This is a genomic window from Streptomyces misionensis (genome assembly GCF_007896895.1).
Lineage (GTDB): Bacteria > Actinomycetota > Actinomycetes > Streptomycetales > Streptomycetaceae > Streptomyces > Streptomyces misionensis_A.
In genome coordinates this window covers 17,972-44,514 of sequence record NZ_VOGW01000116.1, presented here as the reverse complement: position 1 = coordinate 44,514, position 26,543 = coordinate 17,972, and the positions used below count along the sequence as shown (strand labels likewise).

Here is a 26,543-nt window from a genome sequence, read left to right as displayed (position 1 = left end):
TCACTGTGTGCAGCGGCCTGCTGGCCTTCGTCGCGCTCGGCCCGGCGGCCCAGGCGGCCCACGCGGCGGACGGCGGCACCCTCACCGCCGTGCCCGGGGCCCCCGCGCCGGGGACCGATGTGACCCTGCGGGTCAGCGGCTGCACCGGGAGGCAGGCCACCGCCGCCTCCCGCGCCTTCGTCAGCGACGCCCGGCTGACCGGCGCCGGGGGCACCTTGTCCGGCGAGACCCGCGTGGGCTCCTCCGTCGGGCCGGGCGCCTACGGCGTCAAGGTCACCTGTGCGGACCGGGTGGTCGACGGCACCATCACGGTCGTGGCCGACGGGGCCGCCAAAGGAGTCGACGCGAGCACCCGAGGCCGGCCCGGCGGGGCCCTCGCCACACCCGTCGCCCCGGTCGACGCGGGCGGCGGCGCCACCGCGCGGTTCGCCACCGTGGCCACCAGCGGGAGCGGACCGGAGACCGCCCAGGCCCTGACCGGGCTCGCGCTGGCCTCGGTCGCCGCCGTCGCCGTGGGGCTGCGCGCCCGCCGCGGCCGCCGCCCGCGCTGAGCGCACGGATGCGCGAGGACCGTTTCCGCGGCCGGCTCGGCACCGCCCTGACCTGGGCGGTGCTGCTGCTCGGGCTGTGGCTGTGGGGGCGGGCCGTCACCGCCGTACCCCAGGAGACGCGGCACACCGCGACCGGTGATCTGTTCGCCCTCGGCGCCGCCGCCCCGGCCCGGCTGCCGCCCGCCGCACGGCCGCTTCCCGCGGCGCTGCCCCAGCGCATCGACATCCCCCGGCTCGGCGTCCAGGCGCCGGTGGTGGCCCGGGGCCTGGACGCGCGCGGCGCGCCCGAACCGCCGCCCTTCGACCAGCCGGGCGTGGTCGGCTGGTACGGCGCCGGGACCCGGCCGGGCGCGAGCGGTACCGCCCTGATGGTCGGCCACCTCGACACCGAGACCCGGCCCGCCGTGTTCCACGGGCTGCGCACCCTCACCCCCGGCGCCACCGTCCGGGTGGTCCGCTCGGACGGCGCAGTCGCCCGGTTCACCGTCGAGGGCGTCCGCGTCCTGCCCCGGACCGGCTTCGACGCCCGGCAGGCCTACGCGCCGCGCGTGCCCGGCCGGGCCGAGCTGCGCCTGATCACCTGCGGCGGCGACTTCCGCGACGGCGCCTACACGGCGAACGTGGTCGTCTCGGCGTACCTCACCGGCTCCACGGGGTGAGAGCGGCTCGGCATGCGAAAAGGCCCCTCGCTGTTGCGAGGGGCCTTCCCGTGTCGGTGCGCCGCCAGGGACTCGAACCCCGGACCCGCTGATTAAGAGTCAGCTGCTCTAACCAACTGAGCTAGCGGCGCCTGCTGACAGAGAGAACTCTACCTGACCTGCGGGGGTGCTTTCGACCACCCCCGGGAGGCCGCACAGGGCGCCGTACATCGTTCGGACCGTCAAAGTGCGCGCCACGGGCAGAGTTGGGAAACTGATCAACGTGCACACAAGCGGACAAAAACACCATGAATGTGAGGCAGATCGCATGGCCGCTCCGGCGTTCGAGGAGTTCGAACCCGCGCACGACTGCGGCTGTCCCGGCTGTGTCCACCGGCGGCGCACCCGTCGCCGCCCGCTGCCCGGCCGGACCGGCCACCGTCCCGCGACCCGCGGCATGGTCGTCGTCGCCGCCGTGTCCGCCGCGCTCGGCGCGGCGCCCCCGGCGACCGTCCTCACCCCCGGCCACTGGCCGCACCGCCAGGCCGTCCCCGGCGACGGCGAGCCCGACACCCCCCAGGGCACCGAGTCCCCGCTGCACGGCCCGGCCGGCAGACCCGCCTCGCCCGTCGGCGTCGGCGCTCCGGCCACCACCCGCGACGCCATCGTCAAGCGGGCCAAGTCGTGGGTGACCGCGAAGGTGCCGTACAGCATGAGCCGCTACTGGACCGACGGCTACCGGCAGGACTGCTCCGGCTACGTCTCCATGGCCTGGGGCCTGAACAGCAACCAGTGGACCGGCAGCCTCGCCAAGTACGGCGTGAGGATCAAGAAGTCCCAGCTGGAGCCCGGCGACATCCTGCTCCACCACAACACGGCCAACCCCCAGCAGGGCTCCCACGTGGTGATCTTCGGCGGCTGGACGGACTACCGGCACACCCACTACACCGCCTACGAGCAGACGCCCCCGCACACCCGCGCCCAGACCACGCCGTACCCCTACTGGAACCACGCCGACGCGTTCGTGCCGTACCGCTACAAGGGTCTGACCGGCGGCAGTCCGGGTGCCGAGGCGGCGGACGGCAAGGTCACGGACCTCTTCCCGGGCGCCGCCGCCTTCGGGCCCGGCGCGCACGGCGCCCACGTCACCCAGCTGGGGCAGATGCTGGTGGGCCGGGGCGCGGGACCGTACTACCCGAAGGGCCCGGGGCCGGTGTGGAGCGAGAGCGACCGGCGGGCCACCGAGGCGTTCCAGCGGGCCCAGGGCTGGAGCGCCGAGGAGGCCGACGGGCTGCCGGGCCCGCGCACCTGGGCGCTGCTCGTCTCCGGCAGGGGCCAGGACATCGCCCCGGACAAGGACGGCCCCGCCTCGCACGGGGTGCCCGGTTATCCCGGCAAGGCGTACTTCCGCCCGGGGCAGAGCAACGACCACATCACCCGGCTGGGGAACCAGCTGGTGAGCAAGGGGTTCGGCCGGTTCTACGACACCGCGCCCGGTCCGTGGTGGGGCGAGGCGGACCGGCGGGCCGTGGCGGCCTTCCAGCGCTCCCAGGGCTGGCGGGGCGGCGCGGCGGACGGCACGTTGGGCCCGGAGACCTGGCGCCGCCTGTTCGCATGACCCCCTTGTGTTCCCACCTCGTTCACCCATCTTCATGACGCATCTGGCGCGGAGGCTGGAGGCACGCATGAGTACGACCACCTCGCACACACCGTCCGAATCCGAGGGGCGACCGCAGGCCGCCGCGGCCACCGGCACCCGCCCGGCCCGGCTGATCCGGAACGAGTCCACCACCGAGATCCCGGTCCATCTGCTCTTCCGCGACGAGCCCGGTCCGGACGGGGTGCCGCCGAGACCCGCCGTGGTGGGCCGCCGCCAGGGCACGGGCGAGCTGCCGCGCGCGAGCCGCCCGGCCACCGGGCGGCGGCGCCCGCTGCCCCGAGTCGATCCGGAGCTGCGCGAGCGCCCGGCGCGGGTGCTGCCCGGGGCGGCCGGGGTGGTCGCCGGGGCCTGCGGGGTCACCGGCGCGCTGGCCGCCTCCTGGTGGGCCGGGGTGCTGCCGCCGCTCGCCGTGCAGGCGCTGCGGCTGCCGGCGCCCGCGGACGCGGGCCTAGGCCCGGCGCAGTGGGCGGCGTACGCCGGGGCCGGGCTGCTCGGCGCGGCCGGCTTCGGCGGGCTGGCCCGGGGCCGGACCGGCCGGGCCTGGGTGGTGGGCCTGTTCGGCCGCTACCGGGGCACCGTCCGGCGTACCGGGCTGCTCTGGGTCAACCCGCTGCTGCGCCGCCGGCGGGTGGACGTGCGGCTGCGGCACTGGCGCAGCGAGGCGATGCCCGCGGCGGATCCGGGCGGGGTGGCGGTGCGGGTGGTGGTGCTGGTGGTGTGGCGGGTGCGGGACACCGCGCGGGCGGTGCTCGGCCTGGAGGACCACGAGCGGTATCTGCGCGAGTGCGTGGAGGCGGCGCTGGCCCGGGTGCCGGTGGAGCCGGCCGGCGGCAGCCGGGGCGGGCCCGCGGCGGCCGCGGCGGCGCTGACCCGGCTGGTGGCGACGGAGACCGCGCCGGCCGGTCTGGAGGTGTTCTCCGTGCAGCCGCTGCGGGCGGAGTACGCCCCGCAGGTCGCGGACGTGATGCAGCGCCGCCGGATCGCCGCGCTGGAGGCCCGGCAGCGGGCCAGCATGCTCAGCTCGGTCGTGGACTCGGTGGAGGACACGGTGACCCGGCTGACCACGCGCGGTCTGGTCGAGCTGGACGACTCCGAACGCAAGGTGCTGGTGCGGGACCTGACGGTGGCGTTCTGCGCGGGCCGGGCGGAGCGGGCCTAGCCGGTGCGTTCGCTTCTGCCACTGGTATGGACATGCTCAAGTGCCGCCCATAACCTGTGAGTTGGTCTAGACCTACCCTCTGCACGGCTCACCGAACTCCCCACGTTCTCCAGGAGCGGCAGTATGCGCACCAAGACGAAGATGTCCGCGGTCGTGCTCGGAGTGGTGACCGCCGGAGCGTTCGCGCTCTCCACCGGCGGCGCCAGCGGGCACGGCTACACCGACCTCCCCATCAGCAGGCAGAAGCTCTGTGCCGACGGCACGGTCAAGGGCTGCGGCGACATCCAGTACGAGCCGCAGAGCGTCGAGGGCCCCAAGGGCTTCCCGGCCGCCGGACCCGCCGACGGCCAGCTCTGCAACGGCGGGGTGGACCGCTTCACGCAGCTCAGCTCGCCGACCGCCCCGTCCGGCGCGGCCTGGCCCACCACCAAGGTGACCGGCGGGCAGTCGTACACCTTCCGCTGGCAGTTCACCGCCCGGCACGCCACGACGGACTTCAAGTACTACGTCACCAAGCCGGGCTGGAACCAGAACCACCCGCTGTCCCGTTCGGACCTCAACCTCACGCCGTTCCTGACGGTGCCCTACAACGGTCAGCAGCCGCCGGCGACGCTCAGCCACAGCGGCACCCTGCCCACGGGCCTGTCCGGTCACCACGTGATCCTCGCGGTGTGGACGATCGCGGACACCGGCAACGCGTTCTACGCCTGCTCGGACGTCACGTTCTAGGCATGCGGAAGGCCCCTCACCGAGGTGAGGGGCCTTCTGGCTGTGCGCCGCCAGGGACTCGAACCCCGGACCCGCTGATTAAGAGTCAGCTGCTCTAACCAACTGAGCTAGCGGCGCGTGACTCTCGCCTTCCGCTTTTTGCGGCCGGCGACGGAGAAAATACTACCTGGTCCTCGGGGGTGCTCGTGACCACCGTGCCTGGTGCGCGACCGCACTAGAGGGCCAGCGACAGCAGCACCGGTGCCGCGTTCCGGTTGAGCGCGTCCGCGGCCTGCTTCAGCCGGTGCGCGTGCTCCACCGGGAGCGACAGCGCCAGGCAGCCCACCGAGGCGCCCGCGGTGATCGGGACGGCCGCGCAGACCGTGCCCACCGCGTACTCCTGGAGGTCCAGCACCGGCACCGTGGGCGGCTGGGACTCCAGGCGGGACAGCAGCAGCTTGTCGCTGGTGATGGTGCGCGAGGTGAGCCGGGCCATCTTGTGCCGGGCCAGGTGGTCGCGGCGGGCGTTGTGGTCCAGCTGGGTGAGCAGGCTCTTGCCGACCGCCGTGGCATGGGCGGAGAACCGGAAGTCCACCCATTCGTTGACCGCGGGCATGCCGGGCCCGGCGGCGTACTGGGTGACCTTCACCTCGCCGTCGACGTAGCGGCTGATGTAGACCGCCGCGCCGACCGAGTCGCGCAGCCGGTCCAGGGTGCGCTGGAGCTTGTCGGCGAGGGCCCGCTCGCGGTCCTGGGCCGAGGTGAGCCGGCGCAGGGTGTCGCCGGTGACGTACGCGCCGCCGCCGATCTGCTCGACGTACCCCTCCCGGCGCAGCATCCGCAGCAGCAGCGTGAGCCGCTCGGGGCCGAGGCCGGTGAGCCGGGCCAGCTCGGTCTCGGTGACCCCGGTGGCGGCGCGCGCCACGGTCTCCAGCACGCGCAGCGCGTCCTGGGCCGAGTGGTACGGGGCGGTCGGCTCGTGCATCAGCGCCACGGTGGTTCCCCCCTGCGCTCGCTTACTGTGCCGTGGATCTCCGGACGGTGCGGCGATTCCACGATAACGGGCGAACGGCCGCCGAGGAGAGGGCGTTGACAAGTTTCCGCCCCGCCGCTCCCGCTCCCGGCGGCGGCCCGAACTGCGGCGACGACCCAATGGCATATGCCAGAGTCATGCCCCAATGGCTGGACCTCGGTCGTTTCCCCTCCCGCTCACAGCACCGCGCTCAGGAACTCCCGGGTGCGCTCCTGCTCCGGCTCGGAGAAGATCTTCTCCGGGGACCCCGATTCGATCACCCGGCCGCCGTCGAACATCAGTACCTGGTCGGAGATGTCCCGGGCGAACCCCATCTCGTGCGTCACGCACAGCATCGTGATGTCGGTGCTGCGCGCGATGTCCCGCAGCAGATCGAGCACGCCCGCGACCAGCTCGGGGTCGAGCGCGGAGGTCACCTCGTCCAGCAGCAGCACCCGCGGCCGCATCGCCAGCGCCCGCGCGATCGCCACCCGCTGCTGCTGCCCGCCGGACAGCTGGGCCGGGCGCGCCCCGCACTTGTCGGCGAGGCCCACCAGCTCCAGCAGCTCCCGGGCCCGCTCCTCCGCCTCGTCCTTGGACAGGCCGAGGACCTGCACCGGCGCCTCGGTCAGATTGCGCAGCACCGTCATGTTCGGGAACAGGTTGAAGTGCTGGAACACCATCCCGATCTTCTTGCGGACCTCCCGGACCTGCTTCTCCGGCGCTGGGAACAGCGGCTCTCCGTCGACGGTGATGGTCCCCTCGTCCGGCTTGGTCAGGGTCATCAGGAGTCTGAGGATCGTGGTCTTGCCGGACCCGGACGGCCCGATCAGGGTCACGTGCTTGCCGGGCTGGACGCCGAAGTCCAGGCGGTCGAGCACGGTGTTCGCGCCGAAGCGCTTGGTGACCTGCTCCAGCCGGATCAGATCGGCCGGCTGGGCGGCGGTGACGGAGGGCTCGGTACGGGTCTCAACGGACAAGGCGTCGCTCCAGGGCTCGCAGGAGAAGGGAGGCCAGGTAGGAGATGAGGATGAAGGCCACGCCGATCACGGTGAGCGGCTCGGTGAACTGGAAGCGCTGCTGGGAGAAGAGCCGGGCCTGGCCCAGCATCTCCAGCACGGTGATCACCATCAGCATCGGTGTGTCCTTGAGCATGGAGATCACGTAGTTGCCCAGCGCCGGCACCACCCGGCGGATCGCCTGCGGCAGGATCACCGCGGTCCAGGTCCGCCGCCGCGGCAGGTTCAGCGCGGTCGCCGCCTCCCACTGGCCGACGGGCACCGCCTCGATGCCGGCCCGGTAGACCTGCATGGTGTACGTCGAGTAGTGCAGGCCGATCGCGAAGACACCGGTGGTCAGCGCGGAGAACGTCAGCCCCCACTCCGGCAGCACGTAGAAGAGGAAGAACAGCTGCACCAGCAGCGGGGTGTTGCGCACGAACTCCGTGACCACCCCGACCGGCCAGCGCACCCACCGGGTCGGCGTCCGCATCAGCAGCGTCCACACCAGGCCGAGGGTGAAGGACAGCAGCGAACCCAGCGCCAGCGCCTGGAGGGTGACCAGCAGCCCGTCCCGGAAGTGCGGCATGAAGTCGCTCACCGCGTGCCAGTCCCACGTCATGCGACACCACCGCCCACCCCGGTCGTCTGCGCCCGCTTCAGCTCACGCGCCGCCCGCTCGGTGCCGGAGTCCTTGCCGATCCCGGCCTTCAGCCGCTTCTCCAGGCCGCGCATCAGCCGGGTCAGCACGAAGGCGATCACGAAGTAGATGAGCAGCACGTACGTGTAGATCTCCGCGCTCTGCTGGAGCGCGAGCCGCACCAGATTGGCGCTGAACGTCAGATCGCCCATGCCCATGACCGACACCAGCGCGGTGCCCTTGAGCAGCTCGATCAGCAGATTGCAGAAGGAGGGGATCATCTCCGGCACCGCCTGCGGCAGCACGATCAGCCGCATCCGCTGGGCCGGCGTGAAGCTCAGCGCGATCCCGCCCTCCCGCTGCGCCGGGTCCACCGCGTTCAGCGCCCCGCGCACGATCTCCGAGCCGTACGCGCCGTACGTCAGGCCGAGCGCCAGCGTGCCCGCCCACATCGGCACCAGCTGCCAGCCGAAGGCGATCGGCAGCACGAAGAACACCCAGAAGATCATCACCAGCGCCGAGGTGCCGCGGAAGACCTCGGTGTAGACGCCGGCCACGAAGCGCACGATCCACAACCGGTGGGTGCGCGCCATGCCGACCGCGAAGGACACCGCGGCGGCCAGCAGCGCGCTGGACACCAGCAGCTGGAGGGTGGTCCAGACGCCCTTGAGCACCAGTTCCCACAGGCCCGAGGTCATTGCCCGCACAGCTCCTTCGCCGTCAGGTCCGTCATCTCGGCCTCGGTGAACCCGAACGGCCGCAGGATCCGGAACAGCTCCCCGGTCCGCTTCAGCTCGCGCAGCTCCACGTTGAAGGCGTCCCGCAGCCGGGTCTCGGTCGGCCGGAACGCGAACGCCCCGCCGTCCACATGGCGCTTGCCCCCGACCAGCGGCGCGAACGGGGCGGTGGCCTCCGCCTTGGCGGACTTCTTCACGACCTCGCGGGTGGTGAGCGCCGTCCCCGCGAACACGTCCACCCGGCCCGCCTCGACCGCGTTCAGCCCGGCCACCTGGTCCGGCACGATCAGGATGTCGCTCTGCCTGTAGCCCGCCTCGACGGCGTACTGGATCTCGGCGAACCCGGTCCCGGTCGCGAACCTCGCCTTCTTCGCGACGACGTCCTGGTAGGTGTGCAACCCCTTCGGGTTCCCCTTGCGGACGATGAACGAATCCAGCATCTGGTAGTCCGGGTCCGCGAAGATCACCTGCTTGCAGCGGTCGGCGTTGACGTACATGCCGGCCGCGACCACGTCGAACTGCTGCGAGTTCAGGCCCGGGATGAGGGAGCCGAACTCGGTCGGCACCGGCTGCACCCGGTCCACCCCGAGCCGCTTGAAGACCGCCTTCGCCAGCTCGGGCGCCTCACCGGTGAGCCGGCCGTCCTTGTCGATGTACCCGAAGGGGATCTCACCGGCGATCCCGAGGCGTACGACGCCCTGCGCGCGGAGCCGGTCGAGCAGATCACCGCCGTTCGTGCCGGCGGCCGCCACCCGCGTACAGCCCGCGGCGCCCAGCGCCCCGAGCGCCGCGAACCCGCGGAGCAACGTCCGCCGGCCGGGTCTGTGTCCGGGCCGGAAAGTGTGTATGCCGTTCCCATGTGGTGCAGCCATGGCGGCGCGGCTACCCAAGCCGAACCGGGGTATGCACCCCGGTTCCACGGCCGAGCGAACCGCCACCGCCGCGCCCGACCGGCGTCAGATGCGCCCGCGCGCCCGGCCGTTGACCGACCGTGCGCCGCTGACCTGCGCGGCCGTGGAGAACGCGCAGCCGCCGTCCGCCGCACCGAAAACGCACGCAACGGGATCTACGCCCCGTTCCCGCCCCTGGCCTCCACACAACCCCCACCTCGCGCGGCGCGCTTCGCCGGGCGGGTCGGTGAGTTCAGTGGCCGGGCACGTATCCGCGCGCCTTGTCGACCACGTTCACCAGCGGCCTGCCCGCCGCCCACCGCTCGTACAACTCCAGGAACTGCTGCCCCAGTTCATCGCGCCAGCCGACCGTGTCGCCGCTCATGTGCGGGGAGACGATCAGCCCCGGCAGCTCCCACAGCGGGCTGTCCGCGGGCAGCGGCTCGGTGGCGAACACGTCCAGGGCGGCGCCCGCGATCCAGCGCCGGGTCAGGGCCCGCGCGAGCGCCTCCTCGTCGACCAGTTGCCCGCGCCCGACGTTGACGAAGAACGCCGAGGGCTGCATCACGTCGAACCGATGGGCGTCGAACATGCGGTACGTCGCCTCCGTCAGCGGGGCCGCCGCGATCACCCAGTCCGCGCGCGAGACCAGCCGGTCCAGGTCGTCCGGCCCGTACACGCCGGTCCGCGGCACCCGCCCGACCAGCGCCGTCGTCACCCCCAGCGCCTTCAGCGTCCGCACGATCGCCCGGCCGATGGGGCCCGAGCCGACCACGCAGGCACGCGTTCCCGCCACCCGCCGGCTCTCCCGGTGCCGCCACACCCGCTCCCGCTGCTGCTCCAGGGTGCGCGGCAGCTCCTTGGCCACCGCCAGCACCAGGGCCGCCACGTACTCGGCGACCGGCTGGTCGAAGACGCCGCGCGCGTTGGTGACCACCGTCGGCGAGGCGGCCAGCTCCGGGCACATCAGATGGTCCACGCCCGCGCTCGCCGTGTGCACCCAGCGCGGTCGGGGGCCCGGACCGGGCCACGCCTCGCGCACCGCGGTCGAGGTGAAGTCCCAGACCAGCAGCACATCCGCCGCGGGCAGCCGCTCGGCGAGGTGCGCCGCGTCCGTGCGCACGATCCGGGCGCGCCCGGTCAGCCGGCCGAGCCGGGGCGGTGGCTCGGCGTCCAGCACGAGCAGGGTGGGGACGGTCGTCATGGGGCGCGGCTCCCGGCGTCCGAGGGGGTGCCTGCCCAGGCGCCCCGGAGGTGCCGCCGCGAACGCCTGGGATGCACGGATCGACCACGCTCGCACCCGGACCCGCCGCCGTCAACACGGACGTTCGGACGACCGGCTGGCCCGGTCCGGCGGGCCGGGACACGGTTGGGGTGGGCTGTGCCGCGGAGGCTGGGTACCCGAGTCATGAGGCCGTACCGGGCGCCGCCGGGCAGGGGCGCGCGGAAACGGCCTCCGTACCCGCCGAAGCGACGCAGGAAGGCTGGACATGACCGCACTCGGATTCCTCTACCCGGGCCACTTTGCCGAGGACGACTATCCACGCATCGAGCAGCTCCTGGGCAGCGACATCCGGGTGGACCTGGTGCACACCGACATCGGCGAGGAGACGCGCCGGGTGGCGGCGCTGCGCGAGATGGGCTCCGCCGAGCGGCTGCGCGAGGGCATGGAGCGGCTGCGGCTGGCCGGCGCCGAGACGGTGGTGTGGGCGTGCACCAGCGGCGGCTTCGTGCACGGCTGGCAGGGCGCCCAGGACCAGGTGCGCACGCTGGCCCGGCTGGCCGGGATGCCGGCCTCCTCGACGTCCTTCGGCTTTGTGCACGCGGCCCGCGAGCTGGGGGTACGACGGGTCGCCGTGGGCGCCACCTACCCGGAGGACGTCGGCGCGCTGTTCGCCGAGTTCCTGCGGGCGGCCGGCCTGGAGGTGACCGCCACCCACTCCTCGGGGACCGTCACGGCCGCCGAGGCGGCCGGCTGGGGCGAGGAGGACGTGCTGACGCTGGCGCGGGCCGCGGACGACCCCGCCGCCGACGCGGTGCTGCTGCCGGACACCGCCCTGCACACGGCCGCGTACCTCGGACTCCTGGAGAAGACTTTGGCCAAGCCGGTGCTCACCGCCAGCCAGGTCACGGTGTGGGAGGGGCTGCGGCTGGCCGACCGGCGGGTGAACGCGCCGGAGCTGGGCACGCTGTTCACCCGGGAGCCGCTGGTCCAGGTCTGATCGTTTGCGATCGGGGTGCACCGGCCGGAACGACGATCGTGGGCGCACCGGCCGGAATAAGCGGGGGCCGCCTCCTGTTACGACTCTCCGGCACAGCTCACGCCGCGAACAGGAGGCCCTCACCGTGTCGGCAGACGAGGCAGACGAGATCCGGGGAACGACGCACGGCACCGCCCCCGTCCCCCTCTCCGTGCTGGACCTGGTGACCGTCGGCGCGGGCCGCACCGCCACCGACGCCCTGCGCACCAGCGTCGAGCTGTCCCGGCTCGCCGAGGCCCGCGGCTTCCACCGGTACTGGGTCGCCGAGCACCACTCCATGCCGGGCGTCGCCTCCTCCTCGCCGGCCGTGATCCTCGCCCACCTCGCCGCCCACACCGACCGCATCCGGCTCGGCTCGGGCGGCGTCATGCTGCCCAACCACGCCCCGCTGGTGATCGCCGAGCAGTTCGGCACGCTGGAGGCGATGGCGCCGGGCCGGGTCGATCTCGGACTGGGCCGGGCCCCCGGCACCGACGGCGCCACGGCCGCGGCCCTGCGCCGCACCGACACGCTGAACGAGGGCGCCGACGACTTCCCGCAGCAGCTCGCCGAGCTGACCCGTTTCCTCGACGACGACTTCCCCGACGGCCACCCCTACCGGCGCATCCACGCCATCCCGGGCCCGGTCCAGGGGAGCACCCCCGGCGGGGTCCAGTCCCCGCACCGCCCGCCGATCTGGCTGCTCGGCTCCTCCGGGTTCTCCGCCCAGCTGGCCGGCATGCTCGGCCTGCCGTTCGCCTTCGCGCACCACTTCTCGGCGCAGAACACCATTCCCGCGCTCGACCTGTACCGCCAGACCTTCCGCCCCTCCGAGGTGCTGGCCGAGCCGTACGCCCTGATCGGTGTCTCCGCGCTGGCCACCGACGAGGAGGGCGAGGCGCGCCGCCAGACCCGTGCGATGGGCCTCAACATGCTCCGGCTGCGCACCGGACGCCCCGGTCTGTTCCCCGATCCCGCGGAGGCGGAGCGGCAGGAACTCGGCCCGATGGAGGAGGAGTTCATCGACTCCTGGTCGTCCAACGTGGTCTACGGCACGGCCGACGAGGTGCGCGCGGGCCTGGACGGGCTGCAGAAGCGCACCGGCGCCGACGAGCTGATGCTCACCACCCACGCCCATCGCGGCGAACTGCGCCTGCGCTCCTACGAGTTGATCGCAGACGCCTATGGACTGCCCACCGCGTAGGGCCGGTCACGGCTTTCCCACCGCGTAGGTCCGGGCGTCCAGCAGCTCGGAGATGCGGCCGGGCGGCACCGGGCGGGAGTACAGCCAGCCCTGTCCGGTGTCGCAGCCGATCCGCCGCAGCCGGCTCGCCTGCGCCGCGGTCTCCACGCACTCGGCGGTGACCGTCAGGCCGAGCCGGTGGGCCAGCTGGATCATCGCCTCCACGATCACCTCGTCGGCGGGGTTCGGCGGCACCCCCTTGGGCGTCTCCTCGTACTGGAAGCCGCGGACGAAGGAGCCGTCCAGCTTCAGCGTGGAGACCGGCAGCCGGCTGAGGTAGGCGAGGTTGGAGTAGCCGGTGCCGAAGTCGTCGATGGCGATGCGCACCCCCATGTCGCTCAGGGCCTGCAACGCCTGGAGCGGGCGGCCCGCCGAGCCCATCACCGCGGACTCGGTCAGCTCCAGTTGCAGCAGGTGGGGGGCCAGCCCGGTCTCCGCGAGGGTCCGCGCCACATCGGCCACCAGGTCGGAGTCCCACACCTGGCGCACGGCCACGTTCACACTGACGAAGATCGGCCGCTCGCCGGGATGGTCCAGCTGCCAGCGGCGGGCCTGCCGGCAGGCGGTGACCAGCGCCCAGCGGCCGAGCTGCACGATCGAACCGTCCTCCTCGGCCAGACCGATGAACCGATTCGGCGTCAGCGTGCCGAACTGGGGATGGTGCCAGCGCACCAACGCCTCGACCCCGGAGAGCCGGCCGTCCTCCATGCCCACCAACGGCTGGTAGTCCAGCACGAATTCACCGCGCTCGATGGCGGGGCGCAGCGTGGAGGAGAGCGCCTGGCGGGTCATCCGGTGCGCGTTGCGCTCGGGGTCGAACAGGGTCCAGCGGGCCTTGCCGTCGGCCTTCGCCCAGTAGAGCGTCGTGTCGGCCGCCTGCATCAGACCGGTCGCGGTGGTGCCCGCCGCATGGCGTTCCACGACGCCGATGGAGGCCGTCAGGGACAGCCGCTGCCCGGCCAGATCGAAGGGCTCCTCAAGGGACTTGAGCGCCGACTCGGCGAGGTCGGCGAGCTGTTCGGTACCGGTGGAGTCCTCCACCAGCAGCGCGAACTCGTCGCCGCCGAGCCGGGCCACCAGCGGGCTGGCGGCGCGCGCGTACCCGGCCTCGTCGGCGACCGTGGTCAGCCGCTCGGCGACGGCCGCGAGCAGCCGGTCGCCGACCCGGTGGCCGAGCGTGTCGTTGACGGCCTTGAACCCGTCGAGGTCCAGGTAGCACAGCCCGATCCGGCCGGTGCCGCCGCGCTCGTACGACTCCGCCTCCAGCGCGGCCGACAGCCGCTCGAAGAACAGGGTGCGGTTGGGCAGCCGGGTCACCGGGTCGTGCATCTGCAAGTGCCGCAGCCGCGCCTGGAGTTCGCGCCGGGCGCTGATGTCGGCGACGGACAGTAGCACGCCCGCCCGGCCGTCGGTCAGCGGGGCGACGGTGAGCTGCACCCACACCGAGTTCCCCCCGGGGTGCTTCAGCCGGCGGGTGCAGCGCAGCCGGGCCTGCCGGCCGCTCAGCACCTCGCGGTAGGCGTGCCAGGAGCGCACGTCGGCGGTCAGGTCCACCAGGTCGGCGGCGGCCCGGCCGGCGAGGGCGCGGCAGTCGAGGCCGAGCAGTTCGCCGAAGGCGGGGTTGGCGCGGACGACGAATCCCTCGTGGTCCACGACGGCCATGGCGAGCGGGGCCGCCCCGAAGACACGGTCGTAGGTGGTGTGATCACTGTCTGTGACGGCTGACCGGTCGAGGTCTGCCGCGGGCGTCGGCCCTTCGGACGTTCCGCTCACCGCTCGCTCCCGCAGTGCACTCGATCTCTGTCCGTGCCGGAAAGTGTGCCGATCATAGAGGCTGGCCCCGGGCCCTTCCAGCCACCGTCCAGTCTCCCGGACCGGTGGGACTTTCTGACAGATCGTTTCTGCCCGCACCTGGCCGGGTTATTGAGGCCGTCGACCAGTTGTGACGTTCCGTGAGTGATGCGGTGATGTCGTGCGCCGTCGTGCGCCTGGCGCCCGAATGGGGAGTGCTCACTCTTCCGGTGCAGACAAACAGGGCATCGAGTGGCTAAACACAGCAATCTGGGTGCTGGTCCGTCGAACCGCGTCCGGAGGTCATGTCCGTGCCCCTGCTGCGCAGCACCGCCGCCGTGTGCACCACGTTGTCGGCGCTGGCCGCGACCTCGATCATCGCCGGACCGTCGGTCGCCGAGCCCTTCGCCACGGCCCCGTGCGCCCTGCACCGTACCGGCGCCCACCACTCCGAGGGGGCGGACACCTGGGACTCCGACTACGCCCGCCCCACCAGGGCGCTGGACGCCGTCATGGTCTTCCTGTCGTTCCCGGACGCGGTCCCGCGGACCACCCCGGCGGAGCTGGCCGCCGACCACTTCCCGCAGACCAGTCGCTATTTCGAGCAGGCGTCCTACGGCAGGTTCACCCTGCGCGCGCACCCGCTGAGCCACTGGCTGCGCATGCCTCGTCCGTCGACGGCGTACTCCGTGCGGCGGGACTGGGCCGCCGAGGACCGGGCCGCGTATCTGCGCGACGCCTTCGAAGTGGCCGACAAGGCGGTCGACTTCTCCCGCTACCAGGTGGTGTACCTCGTCGCCGACCCGGACGCGCCCGGCGTGGACTCCGACGCCACCAAGGTCGTCAACCTGGACACGCCCGTCCATGTGGACGGCACGGACGTACGGCGGGTCGTCACGGTGTTCGAGAAGCATCCGCCGGACCGGCTGGTCCTCGCCCATGAGACCGGCCACGTCTTCGACCTGCCCGACCTCTACCACCGCCCGGCCGACGGCAAGGGCGACTGGGACACCTATGTCGGCGACTGGGACCTGATGGGCAGCCAGTTCGGTCTCTCGCCGGACCTGTTCGCCTGGCACAAGTGGCGGCTCGGCTGGCTGGATCCGCGCCAGGTGATGTGCGTCCGCGGCGCCGGGCCGACCCGGATCACCCTGGAGCCCCTCGCCGCGGGGCCGGGCATCCCCGTGCAGGGGGCCGGCGGGGCGCCCGCCTTCGGCCTCGGCGACGGGCTGAAGCTGGCCGTGGTGCGCACCGGCCCGGACAGCGCCCTCGCCCTGGAGGCCCGCGACGCCGCCGGCAACGACCGCGGCACCTGCCGCGAGGGCATCCTCGTGTACCGGGTGCACAGCGGCGCCGCGTCCGGCGGCGGCCCGGTCGAGGTCGTCGACGCCCACCCCCACACCGAGGCCTGCCCGGACGACTCCGTCTACCCACCCCTCGCGGACGCCCCGGTCGCCCTGGGGGAGAGCTTCACCGTCCCGGGCCAGGGCGTGAAGATCGAGGCGGAGGACCGGACGGCGTCGGGGGCGTGGACGGTGAGGATCACGCAGCGGATCACCGGGTGACTTCTCGGCCGACGGCCGCCGGGCCGACCCTGGCGGGGGTGTGGGTGGCGGAGCCTCCACGGCGCGCGGCGAAGCCGCGCAAAAACAGCGATGGCGAGCCGTGACCGCGTTTTTTCGGTCATGACTCGCCATCGCCATCGCGTGCGCCGCCAGGGACTCGAACCCCGGACCCGCTGATTAAGAGTCAGCTGCTCTAACCAACTGAGCTAGCGGCGCCTGCTGACGTCGTAGACCTTAGCACCCTGGTCGGCGGGAGGAAAAATCGATATCCGCACCGCCGTCCGTGCCGCCCGCACGGCCGCCCACAGCAGCACCTCCGGGCCCGGCAGCCAGGGGCGGCGTGCGTCCGGGGCCACCACCCAGCGGGGCCCGCCGCAGGAGTCGCCGCCGTCCGGCGCCGGGACGGTCACCGCGTCGCCCGTGCCGTGGCACAGCAGGGGCGGTACCGCCGCCGCCCGGTGCGAGCCCCACTCCTCCCAGGCCAGCAGCGAGGGCAGCCGGTGGGCGGTGCCGGGGGCGCAGAACAGCAGCATCCGGCCGCGGGACACCGCGACCGGGCCGGAACCGGGGCCCTCGTCCCACAGCCGGTCCAGCATCCGGCGCCCGAAGACGACCGGGGCGCTCACCACGTCGAAGACGGTGCCGCAGGTCAGGACGGCCGGGGTGGACGCGTACGGCGGGTACGTCCCGGCGGAGGCCAGCCAGGCGGCGCCGTCGGGGGTGACGCGGGTGACGTTCGGTGTACTGCTCATGCCGTCCAGATCTACCGGCGGTGAGCAACCGGTTCTCCTGAGTTGCGGAAAACCGGGACAGGGGGAGGAGGCGAGGAGTATCTTGCCCACCTGGCATATGCCAGGTGAGGGATCACTCGGGGGCGCACGGGATCACCGCGGGGTCACACGGGGTCGGCGGAGGTCCGTCCCTCGCTGTTGCCGCGCATCAGGTCCCGGCCGAACTCGACCATCTTCTTCGCGTAGTCCTCGGTCCACTCGGCCCGCTCGGCGATGTCGGCGGCCGTCAGCCGGTCGAACCGGCGCGGGTCGGCGAGCTGGGCCGCGGCGATGGCCTGGAATTCCACGGCCCGGTCGGCGGCCGCGCGGAACGCCTGGGTCAGCTCCGTGGCCCGGGACAGCAGCGCCCGCGGATCCTCGATCGACTCCAGGTCGAAGAAGTGCTCGGGATCGGCGGCCGCCTCCGCGGGCTCGAAGATCAAGGGCGCGGGGCGTAGCCGCGGTTCGTTCCGACGCGGCGTGGGCTCCGCCATGTCTTCTCTCCTCCTCGTACGATCTTCGTACGGTTCGCTGGGCACCACCTGTCTGGTGGGCCACCGTCCATTGTCCCGCGCACATGCAAGGGCCCCGAGCCCCCGCTCACGGCCGCCACCCCACCCGGTGCTCCGCCCGGTGCTCGGCCGGGTGTGACGGGACGGCGTGGTTCGCCTCCCGGCCGTCCGGGCTGTGTCCGCCGGCCGCCTGCGGCGGCGCGCCGGACTCCGTCCGGCGGAGCGGGCCCGGATCGCCTGCCGGGCCGGCGCCCGTGCCCCGGCTCACGGCCGCCACTGCACCCGGTGCTCGGCCAGGTGTGACAGGACGGCGTGGTTCGCCTCCCAGCCGTCCGGGAACTTCACCAGGGTGCCCAGCTGGACCGGTTCCGTGGAGGGGTAGTCGTCCAGCAGGTCGCTCACGCCGGCGCGGCAGACCACGATGCAGGCGTGCCGGTGGCGCGAGGCCAGGACGCACAGGCGGCCGGTCTCCAGGTGGAAGGCGGTGGCGTCGGGGCGGCCGGACAGCGGGTGCAGGACGACCGTGACGTCGTACTCGCGGCCCTGGAGCCGGTTCGCCGTGTCGACCGTCACCTCGAAGACGCCCAGGTCCGCCAGCGCGGAGCGGACCGCGGCCGCCTGGTCGCGGTGGGCGGTGCCGACGGCGATCCGGGCGGCGGTGAGCGGGGCCGGGTCCGGGGAGCGCTCGGAGACGGCCGCGCCGCCCCGGTCCAGCAGGCGCCGTACCACCAGCGCCACCGCGCGCACCGCCTCCGGGTCGGTGCGCGGGGTGTGCCGGGCGGGCAGCTCCAGCAGGCCCCAGCCGGATGCGGCGGCCTCGTCGATCACCCGGTCGGGGCCCGAGCCGTCGGAGGGCACGGCGAAGCCGAGCCGGCGGTCGCCGTGCCCGGTGCCGCTGCGGAAGGGGGTGTACGGGTAGAACGCGTCCGAGACCAGGGGCGCGGCGGAGGCGGGCAGCCGCCAGGAGACCGGCAGCCGGTGCTGCGGCAGGCCCGGGTTGTGGGCGAGCAGGGTGGTCACCGCGGAGGCCGACGGGTCGTACGACAGCCCCGCCCACTGCTCGCTGCCGACGATCGCGAACGGGTCCAGCTGGCCGGGGTCGCCCACGAACAGCGCCCGCTCGAACAGACCGGCCACGGCGAGCAGGGAGTCCGAGCGCATCTGGTACGCCTCGTCCACGATCGCGTGCCGCCACGGCTCGTCCACCGTCACATGCGCCCACTTCGCCGCGGTGGACAGCACCACCGGCAGCCCGGCGAGGTCGGCCGCCTTCGCCGACGTGCGCACGCCCGGCAGGTCGTCCAGCGCCTTGTCGTAGGCGTCGGCGTCGCTGCTGTGCAGCCGGCCCACCGGCAGCTCGGGGTTCTTCTCGGCGAGTCGCAGCACCAGGTCGTCGACCTGCGCGTTGGTCTGCGCCACCACCATCAACGGGCGCCCCGCGCCGGCGAGTTCCAGCGCCGCCCGGACCACCAGGGTGGACTTTCCGGCGCCCGGCGGGGAGTCGACCACCACGCCGCGCTCGGTGCCGTGCAGCGTGTCGTGGAGGATCGCGTCGGTGGCGCGGGCCGCCGCGGTCCCCGGATCGGCGTCGACGGTCGTCACAGCACGTCCTCCTCGGTGATCGGATCGGCGGCCTCGGGCACCGCCTCGCCGGGCGGCCCGCCGTGCGTCCACGGGGTCTCCTCCGGGCCGGGCAGCTTCGCCCCGCCGCGCTGCTCGTGCTCGAAGAGGGTGAAGCAGACCCGGTCGCCCTTCTCGGGCACCGAACCGGGCTCCGGTTCCCTGCCCCGGCCCATCTTGTCCAGGATGCGCAGCACCACCGCGTCCCCGGCGGCCCGCTCCACGAACTCCGCGGACTGCGGGCGGCCGTCCAGCGAGCGGTAGACCTTCGCGCGCTCCGCCAGATGCGGCAGGTCCTCGGTGCGGACCGTCACCAGCGGGCGCGGGCTCGGCCGCCTGCCCTCGCTGTACGCCATCACCACCTCGGTGACCTCGCCCGCGAACGCCTCTCCGGCCAGCCGCCGCCCCGCCATCACCAGCGGATCGTCCAGCGCCTCCTGCGCCTCCAGGCGGGCCTGTTCGCGCTCGCGCGCGGCCAGCTTGTTCGCCGCGGTCACCGCGTCGTCCCGGCGGGGCTGCGGGGGCTCCCCGGCCAGCACCCGGTCCCGGTGGCCGGTGAACGACCAGCGGTCGCGCAGCCAGCGCTCCTCCACATGCGCGCCCTCGGGCAGCGCCCGCAGCAGGTCAAGGCCCCGCCACACCGCGTCCCAGGTGGGCCGGGTCCGGCTCTCGACCAGTTCCCGCACGTCCCGCTCGGCCCGGGTGAGCGCGGCCAGCCGGTCGTCGGCGTCCAGCGGGTCCTCGGCGGCGGCCAGGGCGGTGCGCGCCCGGTCGTACCGCTCGATCGCCGGAGCCAGCAGCTTGTTGTCGAACGCCGGGTCGGTGGCCGGGCCGGCCGGCGGGCACAGCAGCTGACCGGCCGCGTCCCGCGCCAGCTCGGCCCGGTGCGCGGCCTCGGCGCCGCTGCCGCCCGCCGGAGGGTCGATCCACGCCAGCAGCGCGCCCAGGTGCTGGTCCTCCAGCCCGGACTGGCCGGTCGCCCAGTGCCGGGCCAGCACGTCGGTGAGGGCGAGCAGCAGGGCGGAGCCGGGGACCCGGGACCGCTCCCCGTAGTGGGTGAGCCAGCGGCCGAGCAACGGCACCCGGGGCGGCGCCGGATAGGGCGCCTCCGGGTCCTGCTCGGCCGTACGGCGAAAGCGCATGGAGCGGCCGAGCAGCCGCACGAAGTCCAGGCCGGCGCGGCTCGGCACGATCAGCTGGGGCGCGTCCGTGCACAGCTCCACCTCGACCTTGACCCGCTTGCCGGTCTCCGGGTCGGTCTCGGTGCGCTCGGCGGCCTCCACGGACCCGGCGTAGGAGTCGATGTAGGGCAGGATCACGTCCGCCAGTTCGGCGAGGAACGCGAAGCGCAGCTCGCGGTCGCGCGGCTGCGGCACGGCCAGCAGCCGGGGCGCGTCCCGGTCGGTGCCGACCAGGGCGCCGAGCGGGGCGCCGGTCTCGCCCGCGGTGGTCAGCGGTACGAACACCAGGGGGTGCCCGGAGAGATGCCGGTGGAGCACGGTGGCCGCGGGCTGGGCCCGGCCGGTGCCTACGGCCTCCAGCCGGGCCAGGGTGTCGATCAGCGACATGCGGGCGCCCCCTCCCGAAGCCCGTCCTCCCGAAGACCCTCGTCCCGAAGACCGGCCTCCCGCAGGGCCTCCGCGCGCAGGGCCGCGGCCCGGCGCAGGGCGGCCACCGCCGGGTCGTCCGCTTCGCCGGCCTCCCCGCGGGCCGCCGCGAGGACCTCCTCCACCGTGGCCAGGCCGCCCAGTTCGGCGCGCAGCGGGCGGCCGAGCCGGGTCACCGCGCCGGCCGACCGGGCGCGGTCGCGGCAGTGGAAGGCCAGTTCACAGGCGGACAGGCACTCGGGCGCGTAGGCGGCCGGGACCGCCGCCACGGCGGCCGTCAGCTCCTCGGCGTCCCGGTCGGGCGCGAAACAGGTGCCCTCGGGCAGCGCGTCGGCGATCTCCTCGATCCGGGTGAGCCGGGCGAGCTGGCGCGCGGTGACCGCGCGCTGCTTGCGCACGTCGACCGCGCTGCCGGCGGGCAGGTTGGAGAAGTCCTTGGGGCACACCAGCAGCACCCGGTGGCGCACCCGCGGCGCCGGGTCCAGCCGGGCGGCGACCTCCTCCAGGGCCAGCACGTACACCGCCGCCTGCCGGGCCGCCGCGCCCACCTTCGCCGGGTCCGCCGAACCGTCCAGCATCGGGAAGGACTTGATCTCCACCACCGACCAGCTGCCGTCGGGGTGCACCACCACCGCGTCCGGCTCCAGGAACGCGAGCGAGCCCGCCACGTCCAGCGCCAGCATGGGGTGGTCCAGCAGCGTCCAGCCGCCCGCGTGCGTCGCCTCCCGCAGCGCGAGGGCCGTACGCGCCGTACGGCCCTCGGGGCCCTGCGCGGTCAGATCGGGCACCGCCGCCGACTCGGGTGCCTCGGCGCCCGGGTCGAGCCGGGCGTGCGCGAGGCGCAGCAGTTCCGCGCCGCCGTCCGCCTTCACCTTCGCCTCGAACGCGTTGCCCCGGGTCAGCGCGAACTGGGACTGCCCGAAGCCCGAGGGCGCGCCCAGCGCGTCGGCCAGCCGGGCCTTGTCCACCCCGGCGCCGTCCAGGATCGCCCGTCTGCGGCACCCGGGGTTCGCGGCCAGCGCCGCGAGGGCGCGCGCGTCCAGGGCCTTCGCCGGTACGGGGCCGCGCAGCTCAGCGAGCCGGTGCCGGAGCCCCTTCGCCCGCGTCGGTGGGAGAGGCGTCCGGCTCGGCTGGGGCGCCGGGCCGCGACTCGCGCTGCCGTGGAATTCGCTCACCCGCGGAAGTCTTGCATCCGCCACTGACAATCGGGGAACCCACACCCCGCGCGGACCCCGGGAACAGCCGGGCCCGCACCAGATCGGCGGCCCGCGTCACCCACGGCGCGAGCAGGTGGCCGACGCCCATCACGGCGATGCCGGCGAGCGCGTCCAGCAGATAGTGGTTGGCGGTGCCCATGACCACGAGCGCGGTGCCCAGCGGGTAGAGGAGGCCGAGGACCTTGGTGAGCCGGGTGCCGCCGTGCCGCCACAGCATCAGCCCGCACCACAGCGCCCAGCCGACGTGCAGACTCGGCATGGCCGCGTACTGGTTGGTCATGCCGCCCAGGCCCCGCGGCGCGCTGGCCTCACCGCCCCACCAGCCGTACGCGCTGTAGTGGGCCATGGTGTCCACGAAGCCCTCGCCGGCGGCGAGCAGCCGCGGCGGGCAGGTCGGCACCAGGGTGAAGCCGATCAGTCCGATGAACGTGGACGTCATCAGCCAGGTGCGGGCCCGCCGGTAGTGCTCGGCGCGGTACCGGAACAGCCACACCAGGATCGCGGGCGTCACCAGGTAGTGCAGCGAGGCGTACCAGAAGTCCGCGGGTATCCCGAGCCAGGGCTCGCGGGTGAACAGGCGGTTGAGGGGGTGCTCGGCGTTCAGGTGGAGCAGCTTCTCGACGCGCAGCAGCGTCAGGCCGTGCTCGACGGCGTCGTCCACGTCACCGCGGACGACGAGGCGGCCGGCCGAGTAGCAGCCGTAGACCAGCAGGAGCAGTGGCAGTTCGGTCCACCAGCGCAGCCGGGTGCGGGGCGCCGTCCTGGTGCCCGGTGTCTCGGTCTGCGCCATCCGATCGTCCTCCCCCTTCTGCGGTACGGCCGCCCGGTGGGCGACCGTGCCACTTTACGGTGTCCGTTCTTCACCCGTGCGGGTGATCCGGAGCCGGTCCGCGAGGGTGCTCCGGCCCACAAAGACGTCACCGGTGGCCGCCGGGTTGCCCGGGCCTGGCGTGAGCGATGATGAAAGGGCCGACTCCCGTTGTTTCTGTGACGCTCTGTGGCGTACGCCTCCCGGAAAGGTCCCCCCATGGCACCGCGCATCCTGCTGGTCCGGCACGGACAGACCGCCTGGTCGCTGTCCGGCAAGCACACCGGCCGGACCGATGTGCCGCTCCTGGAGGAGGGCCGGCGCGGGGCGAAGCTGCTCGGCGGGCGTCTGCACCGGGCGCCGCTGGACGGGCTGCCCGGGGTCGAGGTGCGCACCAGCCCGCTGTCGCGCGCGCGGGAGACCTGCGAACTCGCCGGGTTCGGGGAGCGGGCCGAGACCTGGGACGCGCTGCTGGAGTGGGACTACGGCGCGTACGAGGGGATGACGCCCGCGGAGATCCAGGCGGTGCGGCCCGGATGGCTGATCTGGCGCGACGGCGTCCCCGAGGGGGAGACGGTCGCCGAGGTCACCGCCCGCGCGGACGAGGTGATCGACTGGGTCCGCGCGGCCGACCGCGACGTCCTGCTGTTCGCCCACGGCCACATCCTGCGCTCGCTGGCCGCGCGCTGGCTGGGCTTCCCGCTGGACTTCGGCGCCCGCATCCGCCTCAACCCGGCGTCCCTGTCGGTCCTGGGCTGGGCGTACGGCGAACCGGCGCTGGAGAGCTGGAACGACGTCGGCCACCTGGCGGACTGAGCGGGGCGAGCGCGCGACCGGAGGCGGCGGGGTGGCCCCGTCCGCGTCGCGTCAGGCTCCCGCCACCCGGGGCAGCGCCTTGTGCCGGTCCAGGAAGTCCGACACCCCCGAGGTCCGCCGGTGCGGCAGCAGCACCCGCGCGGTCCCCGCCAGCATCGTCCGGATGCGGGACGACTGGACCTCGTCCAGCAGGGAGAGCACCCGCATCCCCGCCTCCGCCGCCTCGTCGGGACGGCCCTCGCGGGCGAGGTCGTCGGCCAGTTCCGCCGTGTACAGCGCGAGGTTCCGCGCGAAGTGGGGGTCCTGGAGGTCCGCCGCCCGCCGCGCGTGCCGGGACGCGCGCCGCCAGTCGCCCAGCATGGACCAGCACTGCGCCTCCAGGCCCTCCAACTCGGCCTCGCCGTAGAAGCTCATCCACTCCGGGTCGGCGCCCGAGCGCCCCCGCGCGAACAGGGCCTGCGCCCGCACCAGCGCCCGCGCGCAGCCGGTGCGGTCGGCCAGCCCCGCCCAGCCGCCCGCCTCCCGCAGCGCGAGCAGGGACATCAGCCGGTCCGAGCCCAGGGGCCGGGCCGCCCGCTGCGCGGCCTGCGCGGCCCGCACCGCCTCCCGGGGCCGCCCCGCGTCCCGGGCGAGGAAGGCGGTGTTGCAGAAGGCGTGCGCCTCCAGCCCCTCGTCCCCGGTCATCCGGGCGGTGGCCAGCGCCTCCGCGTAGTGCGAGCGGGCGTCGTCGAAGCGGCCGGAGTCGTGTGCCAGCCAGCCCACGGAGATGGCGAGTTCACCCGCGCCCGCGTGCAGCCGGTCGACCGTGGTCTGCCGGGTGGCGCCGGCGTCCAGCAGCGCGTAGGCGGCGCGCAGCGGAGCCGCCGCGCGCCGGTAGAGCCCGTCCGCGCCGTGCCGGTCGTCCAGCAGCCGGATCCGGCGGACGGCCTCCTCCAGGGCCGCCGCCTCGGTGCTCCCGGGCCGGCGCGGGGGCACGGCCGCGGCCACGGCGTCCGGGGCGAGCCCCAGCGGGCCCAGCGCGGCGGCGGCCACCGTGGCTCCTCCGCCGGTCATGAATGCGCGACGCAGCACGTCGCTCTCCTCGTGGTTCGGATGGTCGTGCGGGTACGGCCCCTGCGGGTCGTACGCCTCGTGCGGGTCATACGGGTCCTGCGCGTTCTGCTGGTCCTGCGGCTCGGCCGCCTTTGCGGCGGCGCCCCGCTCCGCCCCGCCCGCGCCGAGCGCCCGCGGGGCCGTGCGCGCCGCGCGGCCGCGGACGGACGAGCGGGGCGCGAAGCCGAGGTCGGCGAGCGTGCGGCCGGGGAACATGTGCAGGAACACGCGTTCGTAGGCGTAGTTGGGGCAGCGGATCTCACCCGCCTCCACCCGCCCGACGTAGCGCGCGTCACAGCTCACCCGCTCACCGATCTCCCGCGCGGCCCGCCGCACCAGCGCCGCGAACTCGGCCGGTGAGCGCCGGCCGCGCAGCCGCCGGAAGGCGAGGTTCGGCCGGGGTGGCCGCTCGGGCTGTGACGAGGTCACGGTAGACGACGCCATGGCCGGGTCCTCTCGTGCGAACCGTCGAACCATGCCGGGCCCGGGGCGACTCGGGACGTGTGGCCCGAGGGGTGCCCCGTTTCCGGCGAGCAAGAACGTACCGGCTGTGCCGGAGTCGCCACGCTCGGTTTGACCACAAAACCGGATAACTCATACGTGATCTGCCATGAAGTGCCATCCTTTGCGGCGCACTTGTGCCGTAGCCGTTGACACGGTCGCGCGTTGGACCCATGGACCGCGACAGTGCCGTGTGGTGGAGGCGGGCATGCAGACCAGCCAGAGCAACGAACCGTGCGCACCGCCGTCGTCGCCCGGGCCGGGCGGCACGGTGTGCGACCTGGTGACCGTACCGGCCCGGCAGGGCCTGGAAGCGGTCGACATCCTGCGGCGCGGCGCCGCCGACGCGGTGGGACCCGTGCTGCACGACGACGACCGCGACACCCTCGGCTTCCTGGTGCCCGCCGGCACCGCCGCCTGCTGGGACGTGCCGGGCAGCACCTGTACCGAGACCGACGGGCGTGGGCTGCCCCCGGCCCCGCTGCCTCCGGTGCGGGGCGCCGACTGGCTCCTGCCCCCGGGCGAGGAGGCCGACCTCGCCACCGATCCGGTGGTGCTGCGCGAGGCCCTCGGCGAGGCGGCGCGGCTTATCGAGGCCGCGGACAACTGCCGCTGAAACGTTTACCGCGGGCACCTGCGAAAATGACGGGATGGGCAGGTCGAGGAACGCGCGGCGCGACGCGGCGGCCGCCGTCGGTGTCGTCGAGGAGACGGTCGACGGCGGGCTGGCGCGGCTCGTGCCGGACCCCGACCGCGCCCGGGCGTGGACGCTGACGGTCGACGGGGCTCCGCAGTCGCACGTCGACCTGGACGACCCGGCGTACCTCTCCTTCGAGTACCAGCGCCGCCTCGGCCATGTCATCGACCTCGCCGCCCCGCCCGGCAAGCCCGTGCACGCGGTGCACCTCGGCGGCGGCGCCCTCACGCTGGCCCGGTACGTCGCCGCCACCCGGCCCCGCTCCACCCAGCAGGTCGTGGAGCGGGACGCGAGCCTGGTGCGCCTGGTGCGGCGCGAGCTGCCGCTTGACCCGAACGCCCGGATCAGAGTGCGCTCGACGGACGCCCGCGAAGGGCTCGCCAAGGTGCCCGACGGCTGGGCCGACCTGGTCCTCGCCGATGTCTTCAGCGGCGCCCGCACCCCCGCCCACCTCACCTCCACCGAGTTCCTGGACGAGGTCCGCCGCGCCCTGAAGCCGTCCGGGATCTACGCCGCCAACCTCGCCGACGGCCCCCCGCTCGCCCATCTGCGGGGCCAGATCGCCACCGCCGCCGCCCGGTTCGGCGAACTCGCGCTGATCGCCGACGCGGCCATGCTGCGCGGCAAGCGCTTCGCCAACGCGATCCTGGTCGCCTCCGACCTGCCGCTGCCGCTCGCCGAGCTGACCCGCCGGGCCGCCTCCGACCCGCACTCCGCCCGGGTCGAACACGGCAGAGCGCTCACCGACTTCACCGGCGGCGCGCTCCCCGTCACGGACGCGGCGGCCGTGGACTCCCCGGCCCCGCCGCCCTCGGTCTTCCGCTGACCGCGCCGAACACCCGGCCGCCGGTCAGTAGTTCCCGATCTCCACGTGCGGCGGCCCGTCGTGCCAGGCGCAGAACACCGACACCCGGTCCGTGCCCCGGCCGAACTCCACCCGGATCCACGACGGTGTCTTCCACACCTGCATCGACCAGCCCGCCGCCGGCGTCGCCGAGACCAGCGTGGCGTCGGCCGCGCCCAGCTCGAACACGGCCCGGCCGCCGGCGGTGTCGTACGCCTTGACCGCGC

25 protein-coding genes, 3 tRNA genes and 1 pseudogene are annotated in these 26,543 nt (G+C 74.1%); 11 read left to right on the top strand and 18 right to left on the bottom strand.

Annotated features, from left to right (window positions below):
* The coding region (locus FRZ03_RS20815) for a hypothetical protein (RefSeq protein ID WP_261399277.1) at nucleotides 1-551 on the top strand (551 nt) is incomplete at its 5' end.
* 8 nt (nucleotides 552-559) lie between these two features.
* On the top strand, nucleotides 560-1,210 hold the full coding sequence (locus FRZ03_RS20810) for a class F sortase (protein WP_146466666.1): 651 nt from the start codon (nucleotides 560-562) through the stop codon (nucleotides 1,208-1,210).
* Between the two features lie 57 nt (nucleotides 1,211-1,267).
* On the opposite strand, the gene FRZ03_RS20805 is transcribed toward FRZ03_RS20810, so the two are convergent.
* A tRNA-Lys gene (locus tag FRZ03_RS20805) sits at nucleotides 1,268-1,341 on the bottom strand.
* Nucleotides 1,342-1,517: 176 nt separating this feature from the next.
* On the opposite strand from FRZ03_RS20805, the gene FRZ03_RS20800 reads away from it, so the two are divergent.
* The 3 genes from FRZ03_RS20800 (at nucleotide 1,518) to FRZ03_RS20790 (ending at nucleotide 4,737) form a co-directional block, all read left to right on the top strand.
* A complete protein-coding gene (locus FRZ03_RS20800) occupies nucleotides 1,518-2,807 on the top strand; it encodes a peptidoglycan-binding protein (RefSeq protein WP_146466665.1) in 1,290 nt (429 codons plus the stop codon).
* Between the two features lie 67 nt (nucleotides 2,808-2,874).
* Entirely contained in the window at nucleotides 2,875-4,008 is a 1,134-nt protein-coding gene (locus FRZ03_RS20795) for an SPFH domain-containing protein (protein ID WP_146466664.1), read from the top strand.
* Nucleotides 4,009-4,131: 123 nt separating this feature from the next.
* Nucleotides 4,132-4,737: a lytic polysaccharide monooxygenase auxiliary activity family 9 protein gene (locus FRZ03_RS20790; RefSeq protein ID WP_146466663.1), complete on the top strand. Its 606-nt coding sequence runs from the start codon at nucleotides 4,132-4,134 to the stop codon at nucleotides 4,735-4,737.
* 43 nt (nucleotides 4,738-4,780) lie between these two features.
* Here FRZ03_RS20790 and FRZ03_RS20785 read toward each other — a convergent pair.
* The 7 genes from FRZ03_RS20785 to FRZ03_RS20755 all read right to left on the bottom strand — a co-directional run bounded on the left by FRZ03_RS20785 (nucleotide 4,781) and on the right by FRZ03_RS20755 (nucleotide 10,197).
* A tRNA-Lys gene (locus tag FRZ03_RS20785) sits at nucleotides 4,781-4,854 on the bottom strand.
* A gap of 97 nt (nucleotides 4,855-4,951) precedes the next feature.
* Nucleotides 4,952-5,710, bottom strand: coding sequence for an IclR family transcriptional regulator domain-containing protein (locus FRZ03_RS20780; RefSeq protein ID WP_186785537.1), 759 nt, complete (start codon nucleotides 5,708-5,710; stop codon nucleotides 4,952-4,954).
* A gap of 215 nt (nucleotides 5,711-5,925) precedes the next feature.
* On the bottom strand, nucleotides 5,926-6,708 hold the full coding sequence (gene ehuA / locus FRZ03_RS20775; protein ID WP_146466661.1) for an ectoine/hydroxyectoine ABC transporter ATP-binding protein EhuA: 783 nt from the start codon (nucleotides 6,706-6,708) through the stop codon (nucleotides 5,926-5,928).
* Entirely contained in the window at nucleotides 6,698-7,348 is a 651-nt protein-coding gene (gene ehuD, locus FRZ03_RS20770) for an ectoine/hydroxyectoine ABC transporter permease subunit EhuD (RefSeq protein WP_146466660.1), read from the bottom strand. The genes ehuA and ehuD overlap by 11 nt, the downstream gene beginning before the upstream one ends.
* Nucleotides 7,345-8,064, bottom strand: a complete 720-nt coding sequence (gene ehuC / locus FRZ03_RS20765) for an ectoine/hydroxyectoine ABC transporter permease subunit EhuC (RefSeq protein ID WP_146466659.1) — start codon at nucleotides 8,062-8,064, stop codon at nucleotides 7,345-7,347. The genes ehuD and ehuC overlap by 4 nt, the downstream gene beginning before the upstream one ends.
* Nucleotides 8,061-8,975 (bottom strand): ectoine/hydroxyectoine ABC transporter substrate-binding protein EhuB, encoded by a 915-nt coding sequence (gene ehuB / locus FRZ03_RS20760; RefSeq protein ID WP_146466658.1) that lies wholly within the window; start codon nucleotides 8,973-8,975, stop codon nucleotides 8,061-8,063. Before ehuB ends, ehuC begins: the two co-directional genes overlap by 4 nt.
* A gap of 271 nt (nucleotides 8,976-9,246) precedes the next feature.
* On the bottom strand, nucleotides 9,247-10,197 hold the full coding sequence (locus FRZ03_RS20755) for a D-2-hydroxyacid dehydrogenase (protein ID WP_146466657.1): 951 nt from the start codon (nucleotides 10,195-10,197) through the stop codon (nucleotides 9,247-9,249).
* Between the two features lie 286 nt (nucleotides 10,198-10,483).
* Here FRZ03_RS20755 and FRZ03_RS20750 point away from each other — a divergent pair, with 286 nt between their 5' ends.
* Both FRZ03_RS20750 and FRZ03_RS20745 read left to right on the top strand, forming a co-directional pair.
* Nucleotides 10,484-11,215, top strand: coding sequence for a maleate cis-trans isomerase family protein (locus tag FRZ03_RS20750; protein ID WP_146466656.1), 732 nt, complete (start codon nucleotides 10,484-10,486; stop codon nucleotides 11,213-11,215).
* A gap of 124 nt (nucleotides 11,216-11,339) precedes the next feature.
* A complete protein-coding gene (locus FRZ03_RS20745; protein WP_146466655.1) occupies nucleotides 11,340-12,437 on the top strand; it encodes an LLM class flavin-dependent oxidoreductase in 1,098 nt (365 codons plus the stop codon).
* A 6-nt stretch (nucleotides 12,438-12,443) separates the two neighbouring features.
* Here the strand turns inward: FRZ03_RS20745 and FRZ03_RS20740 are convergent, their stop codons facing one another.
* Nucleotides 12,444-14,249, bottom strand: a complete 1,806-nt coding sequence (locus tag FRZ03_RS20740; RefSeq protein ID WP_146466654.1) for a putative bifunctional diguanylate cyclase/phosphodiesterase — start codon at nucleotides 14,247-14,249, stop codon at nucleotides 12,444-12,446.
* Nucleotides 14,250-14,572: 323 nt separating this feature from the next.
* On the opposite strand from FRZ03_RS20740, the gene FRZ03_RS20735 reads away from it, so the two are divergent.
* On the top strand, nucleotides 14,573-15,832 hold the full coding sequence (locus FRZ03_RS20735; RefSeq protein ID WP_146466653.1) for a M6 family metalloprotease domain-containing protein: 1,260 nt from the start codon (nucleotides 14,573-14,575) through the stop codon (nucleotides 15,830-15,832).
* 142 nt (nucleotides 15,833-15,974) lie between these two features.
* On the opposite strand, the gene FRZ03_RS20730 is transcribed toward FRZ03_RS20735, so the two are convergent.
* The 7 genes from FRZ03_RS20730 to FRZ03_RS20700 all read right to left on the bottom strand — a co-directional run bounded on the left by FRZ03_RS20730 (nucleotide 15,975) and on the right by FRZ03_RS20700 (nucleotide 22,348).
* Nucleotides 15,975-16,048 (bottom strand) — tRNA-Lys (locus tag FRZ03_RS20730).
* Nucleotides 16,039-16,584: a hypothetical protein gene (locus FRZ03_RS20725; protein WP_146466652.1), complete on the bottom strand. Its 546-nt coding sequence runs from the start codon at nucleotides 16,582-16,584 to the stop codon at nucleotides 16,039-16,041. Before FRZ03_RS20725 ends, FRZ03_RS20730 begins: the two co-directional genes overlap by 10 nt.
* A 143-nt stretch (nucleotides 16,585-16,727) precedes the next feature.
* Nucleotides 16,728-17,096 carry a hypothetical protein gene (locus FRZ03_RS20720; protein WP_146466651.1) on the bottom strand — a complete coding sequence of 123 codons (369 nt, stop codon included), beginning with the start codon at nucleotides 17,094-17,096 and terminating at the stop codon, nucleotides 16,728-16,730.
* A gap of 282 nt (nucleotides 17,097-17,378) precedes the next feature.
* Entirely contained in the window at nucleotides 17,379-18,716 is a 1,338-nt protein-coding gene (locus tag FRZ03_RS20715; protein WP_146466650.1) for an AAA domain-containing protein, read from the bottom strand.
* Nucleotides 18,713-20,302 carry a hypothetical protein gene (locus FRZ03_RS20710; protein WP_146466649.1) on the bottom strand — a complete coding sequence of 530 codons (1,590 nt, stop codon included), beginning with the start codon at nucleotides 20,300-20,302 and terminating at the stop codon, nucleotides 18,713-18,715. Before FRZ03_RS20710 ends, FRZ03_RS20715 begins: the two co-directional genes overlap by 4 nt.
* On the bottom strand, nucleotides 20,293-21,411 hold the full coding sequence (locus FRZ03_RS20705) for a hypothetical protein (protein WP_398660782.1): 1,119 nt from the start codon (nucleotides 21,409-21,411) through the stop codon (nucleotides 20,293-20,295). The genes FRZ03_RS20710 and FRZ03_RS20705 overlap by 10 nt, the downstream gene beginning before the upstream one ends.
* Before the next feature lies 1 nt (nucleotide 21,412).
* Nucleotides 21,413-22,348: a phosphatase PAP2 family protein gene (locus tag FRZ03_RS20700; protein ID WP_146466647.1), complete on the bottom strand. Its 936-nt coding sequence runs from the start codon at nucleotides 22,346-22,348 to the stop codon at nucleotides 21,413-21,415.
* Between the two features lie 237 nt (nucleotides 22,349-22,585).
* Here FRZ03_RS20700 and FRZ03_RS20695 point away from each other — a divergent pair, with 237 nt between their 5' ends.
* On the top strand, nucleotides 22,586-23,182 hold the full coding sequence (locus FRZ03_RS20695) for a histidine phosphatase family protein (RefSeq protein ID WP_146466646.1): 597 nt from the start codon (nucleotides 22,586-22,588) through the stop codon (nucleotides 23,180-23,182).
* Between the two features lie 51 nt (nucleotides 23,183-23,233).
* Here FRZ03_RS20695 and FRZ03_RS20690 read toward each other — a convergent pair whose 3' ends face one another.
* Nucleotides 23,234-24,718, bottom strand: coding sequence for a hypothetical protein (locus FRZ03_RS20690; protein WP_146466645.1), 1,485 nt, complete (start codon nucleotides 24,716-24,718; stop codon nucleotides 23,234-23,236).
* Nucleotides 24,719-24,983: 265 nt separating this feature from the next.
* Between FRZ03_RS20690 and FRZ03_RS20685 the strand changes: the two genes are divergently transcribed.
* Both FRZ03_RS20685 and FRZ03_RS20680 read left to right on the top strand, forming a co-directional pair.
* Entirely contained in the window at nucleotides 24,984-25,391 is a 408-nt protein-coding gene (locus tag FRZ03_RS20685; RefSeq protein WP_146466644.1) for a hypothetical protein, read from the top strand.
* Between the two features lie 34 nt (nucleotides 25,392-25,425).
* Complete coding sequence (locus FRZ03_RS20680) at nucleotides 25,426-26,298, top strand: spermidine synthase (RefSeq protein ID WP_146466643.1); 873 nt, start codon at nucleotides 25,426-25,428, stop codon at nucleotides 26,296-26,298.
* A 24-nt stretch (nucleotides 26,299-26,322) separates the two neighbouring features.
* Here the strand turns inward: FRZ03_RS20680 and FRZ03_RS20675 are convergent.
* Nucleotides 26,323-26,543: pseudogene (locus FRZ03_RS20675) on the bottom strand (hypothetical protein); the annotation flags it as partial.

What these genes read in the sequence shown, in the direction of transcription:
- FRZ03_RS20810 (WP_146466666.1), top strand. Translation starts at nt 560, where the DNA reads ATGCGCGAGGACCGTTTCCGCGGCCGGCTCGGCACCGCCCTGACCTGG.
- FRZ03_RS20800 (WP_146466665.1), top strand. Translation starts at nt 1,518, where the DNA reads ATGGCCGCTCCGGCGTTCGAGGAGTTCGAACCCGCGCACGACTGCGGC.
- FRZ03_RS20795 (WP_146466664.1), top strand. Translation starts at nt 2,875, where the DNA reads ATGAGTACGACCACCTCGCACACACCGTCCGAATCCGAGGGGCGACCG.
- FRZ03_RS20790 (WP_146466663.1), top strand. Translation starts at nt 4,132, where the DNA reads ATGCGCACCAAGACGAAGATGTCCGCGGTCGTGCTCGGAGTGGTGACC.
- ehuD (WP_146466660.1), bottom strand. Translation starts at nt 7,348, where the DNA reads ATGACGTGGGACTGGCACGCGGTGAGCGACTTCATGCCGCACTTCCGG.
- ehuC (WP_146466659.1), bottom strand. Translation starts at nt 8,064, where the DNA reads ATGACCTCGGGCCTGTGGGAACTGGTGCTCAAGGGCGTCTGGACCACC.
- ehuB (WP_146466658.1), bottom strand. Translation starts at nt 8,975, where the DNA reads ATGGCTGCACCACATGGGAACGGCATACACACTTTCCGGCCCGGACAC.
- FRZ03_RS20755 (WP_146466657.1), bottom strand. Translation starts at nt 10,197, where the DNA reads ATGACGACCGTCCCCACCCTGCTCGTGCTGGACGCCGAGCCACCGCCC.
- FRZ03_RS20750 (WP_146466656.1), top strand. Translation starts at nt 10,484, where the DNA reads ATGACCGCACTCGGATTCCTCTACCCGGGCCACTTTGCCGAGGACGAC.
- FRZ03_RS20735 (WP_146466653.1), top strand. Translation starts at nt 14,573, where the DNA reads ATGTCCGTGCCCCTGCTGCGCAGCACCGCCGCCGTGTGCACCACGTTG.
- FRZ03_RS20725 (WP_146466652.1), bottom strand. Translation starts at nt 16,584, where the DNA reads ATGAGCAGTACACCGAACGTCACCCGCGTCACCCCCGACGGCGCCGCC.
- FRZ03_RS20720 (WP_146466651.1), bottom strand. Translation starts at nt 17,096, where the DNA reads ATGGCGGAGCCCACGCCGCGTCGGAACGAACCGCGGCTACGCCCCGCG.
- FRZ03_RS20710 (WP_146466649.1), bottom strand. Translation starts at nt 20,302, where the DNA reads ATGTCGCTGATCGACACCCTGGCCCGGCTGGAGGCCGTAGGCACCGGC.
- FRZ03_RS20700 (WP_146466647.1), bottom strand. Translation starts at nt 22,348, where the DNA reads ATGGCGCAGACCGAGACACCGGGCACCAGGACGGCGCCCCGCACCCGG.
- FRZ03_RS20695 (WP_146466646.1), top strand. Translation starts at nt 22,586, where the DNA reads ATGGCACCGCGCATCCTGCTGGTCCGGCACGGACAGACCGCCTGGTCG.
- FRZ03_RS20690 (WP_146466645.1), bottom strand. Translation starts at nt 24,718, where the DNA reads ATGGCGTCGTCTACCGTGACCTCGTCACAGCCCGAGCGGCCACCCCGG.
- FRZ03_RS20685 (WP_146466644.1), top strand. Translation starts at nt 24,984, where the DNA reads ATGCAGACCAGCCAGAGCAACGAACCGTGCGCACCGCCGTCGTCGCCC.
- FRZ03_RS20680 (WP_146466643.1), top strand. Translation starts at nt 25,426, where the DNA reads ATGGGCAGGTCGAGGAACGCGCGGCGCGACGCGGCGGCCGCCGTCGGT.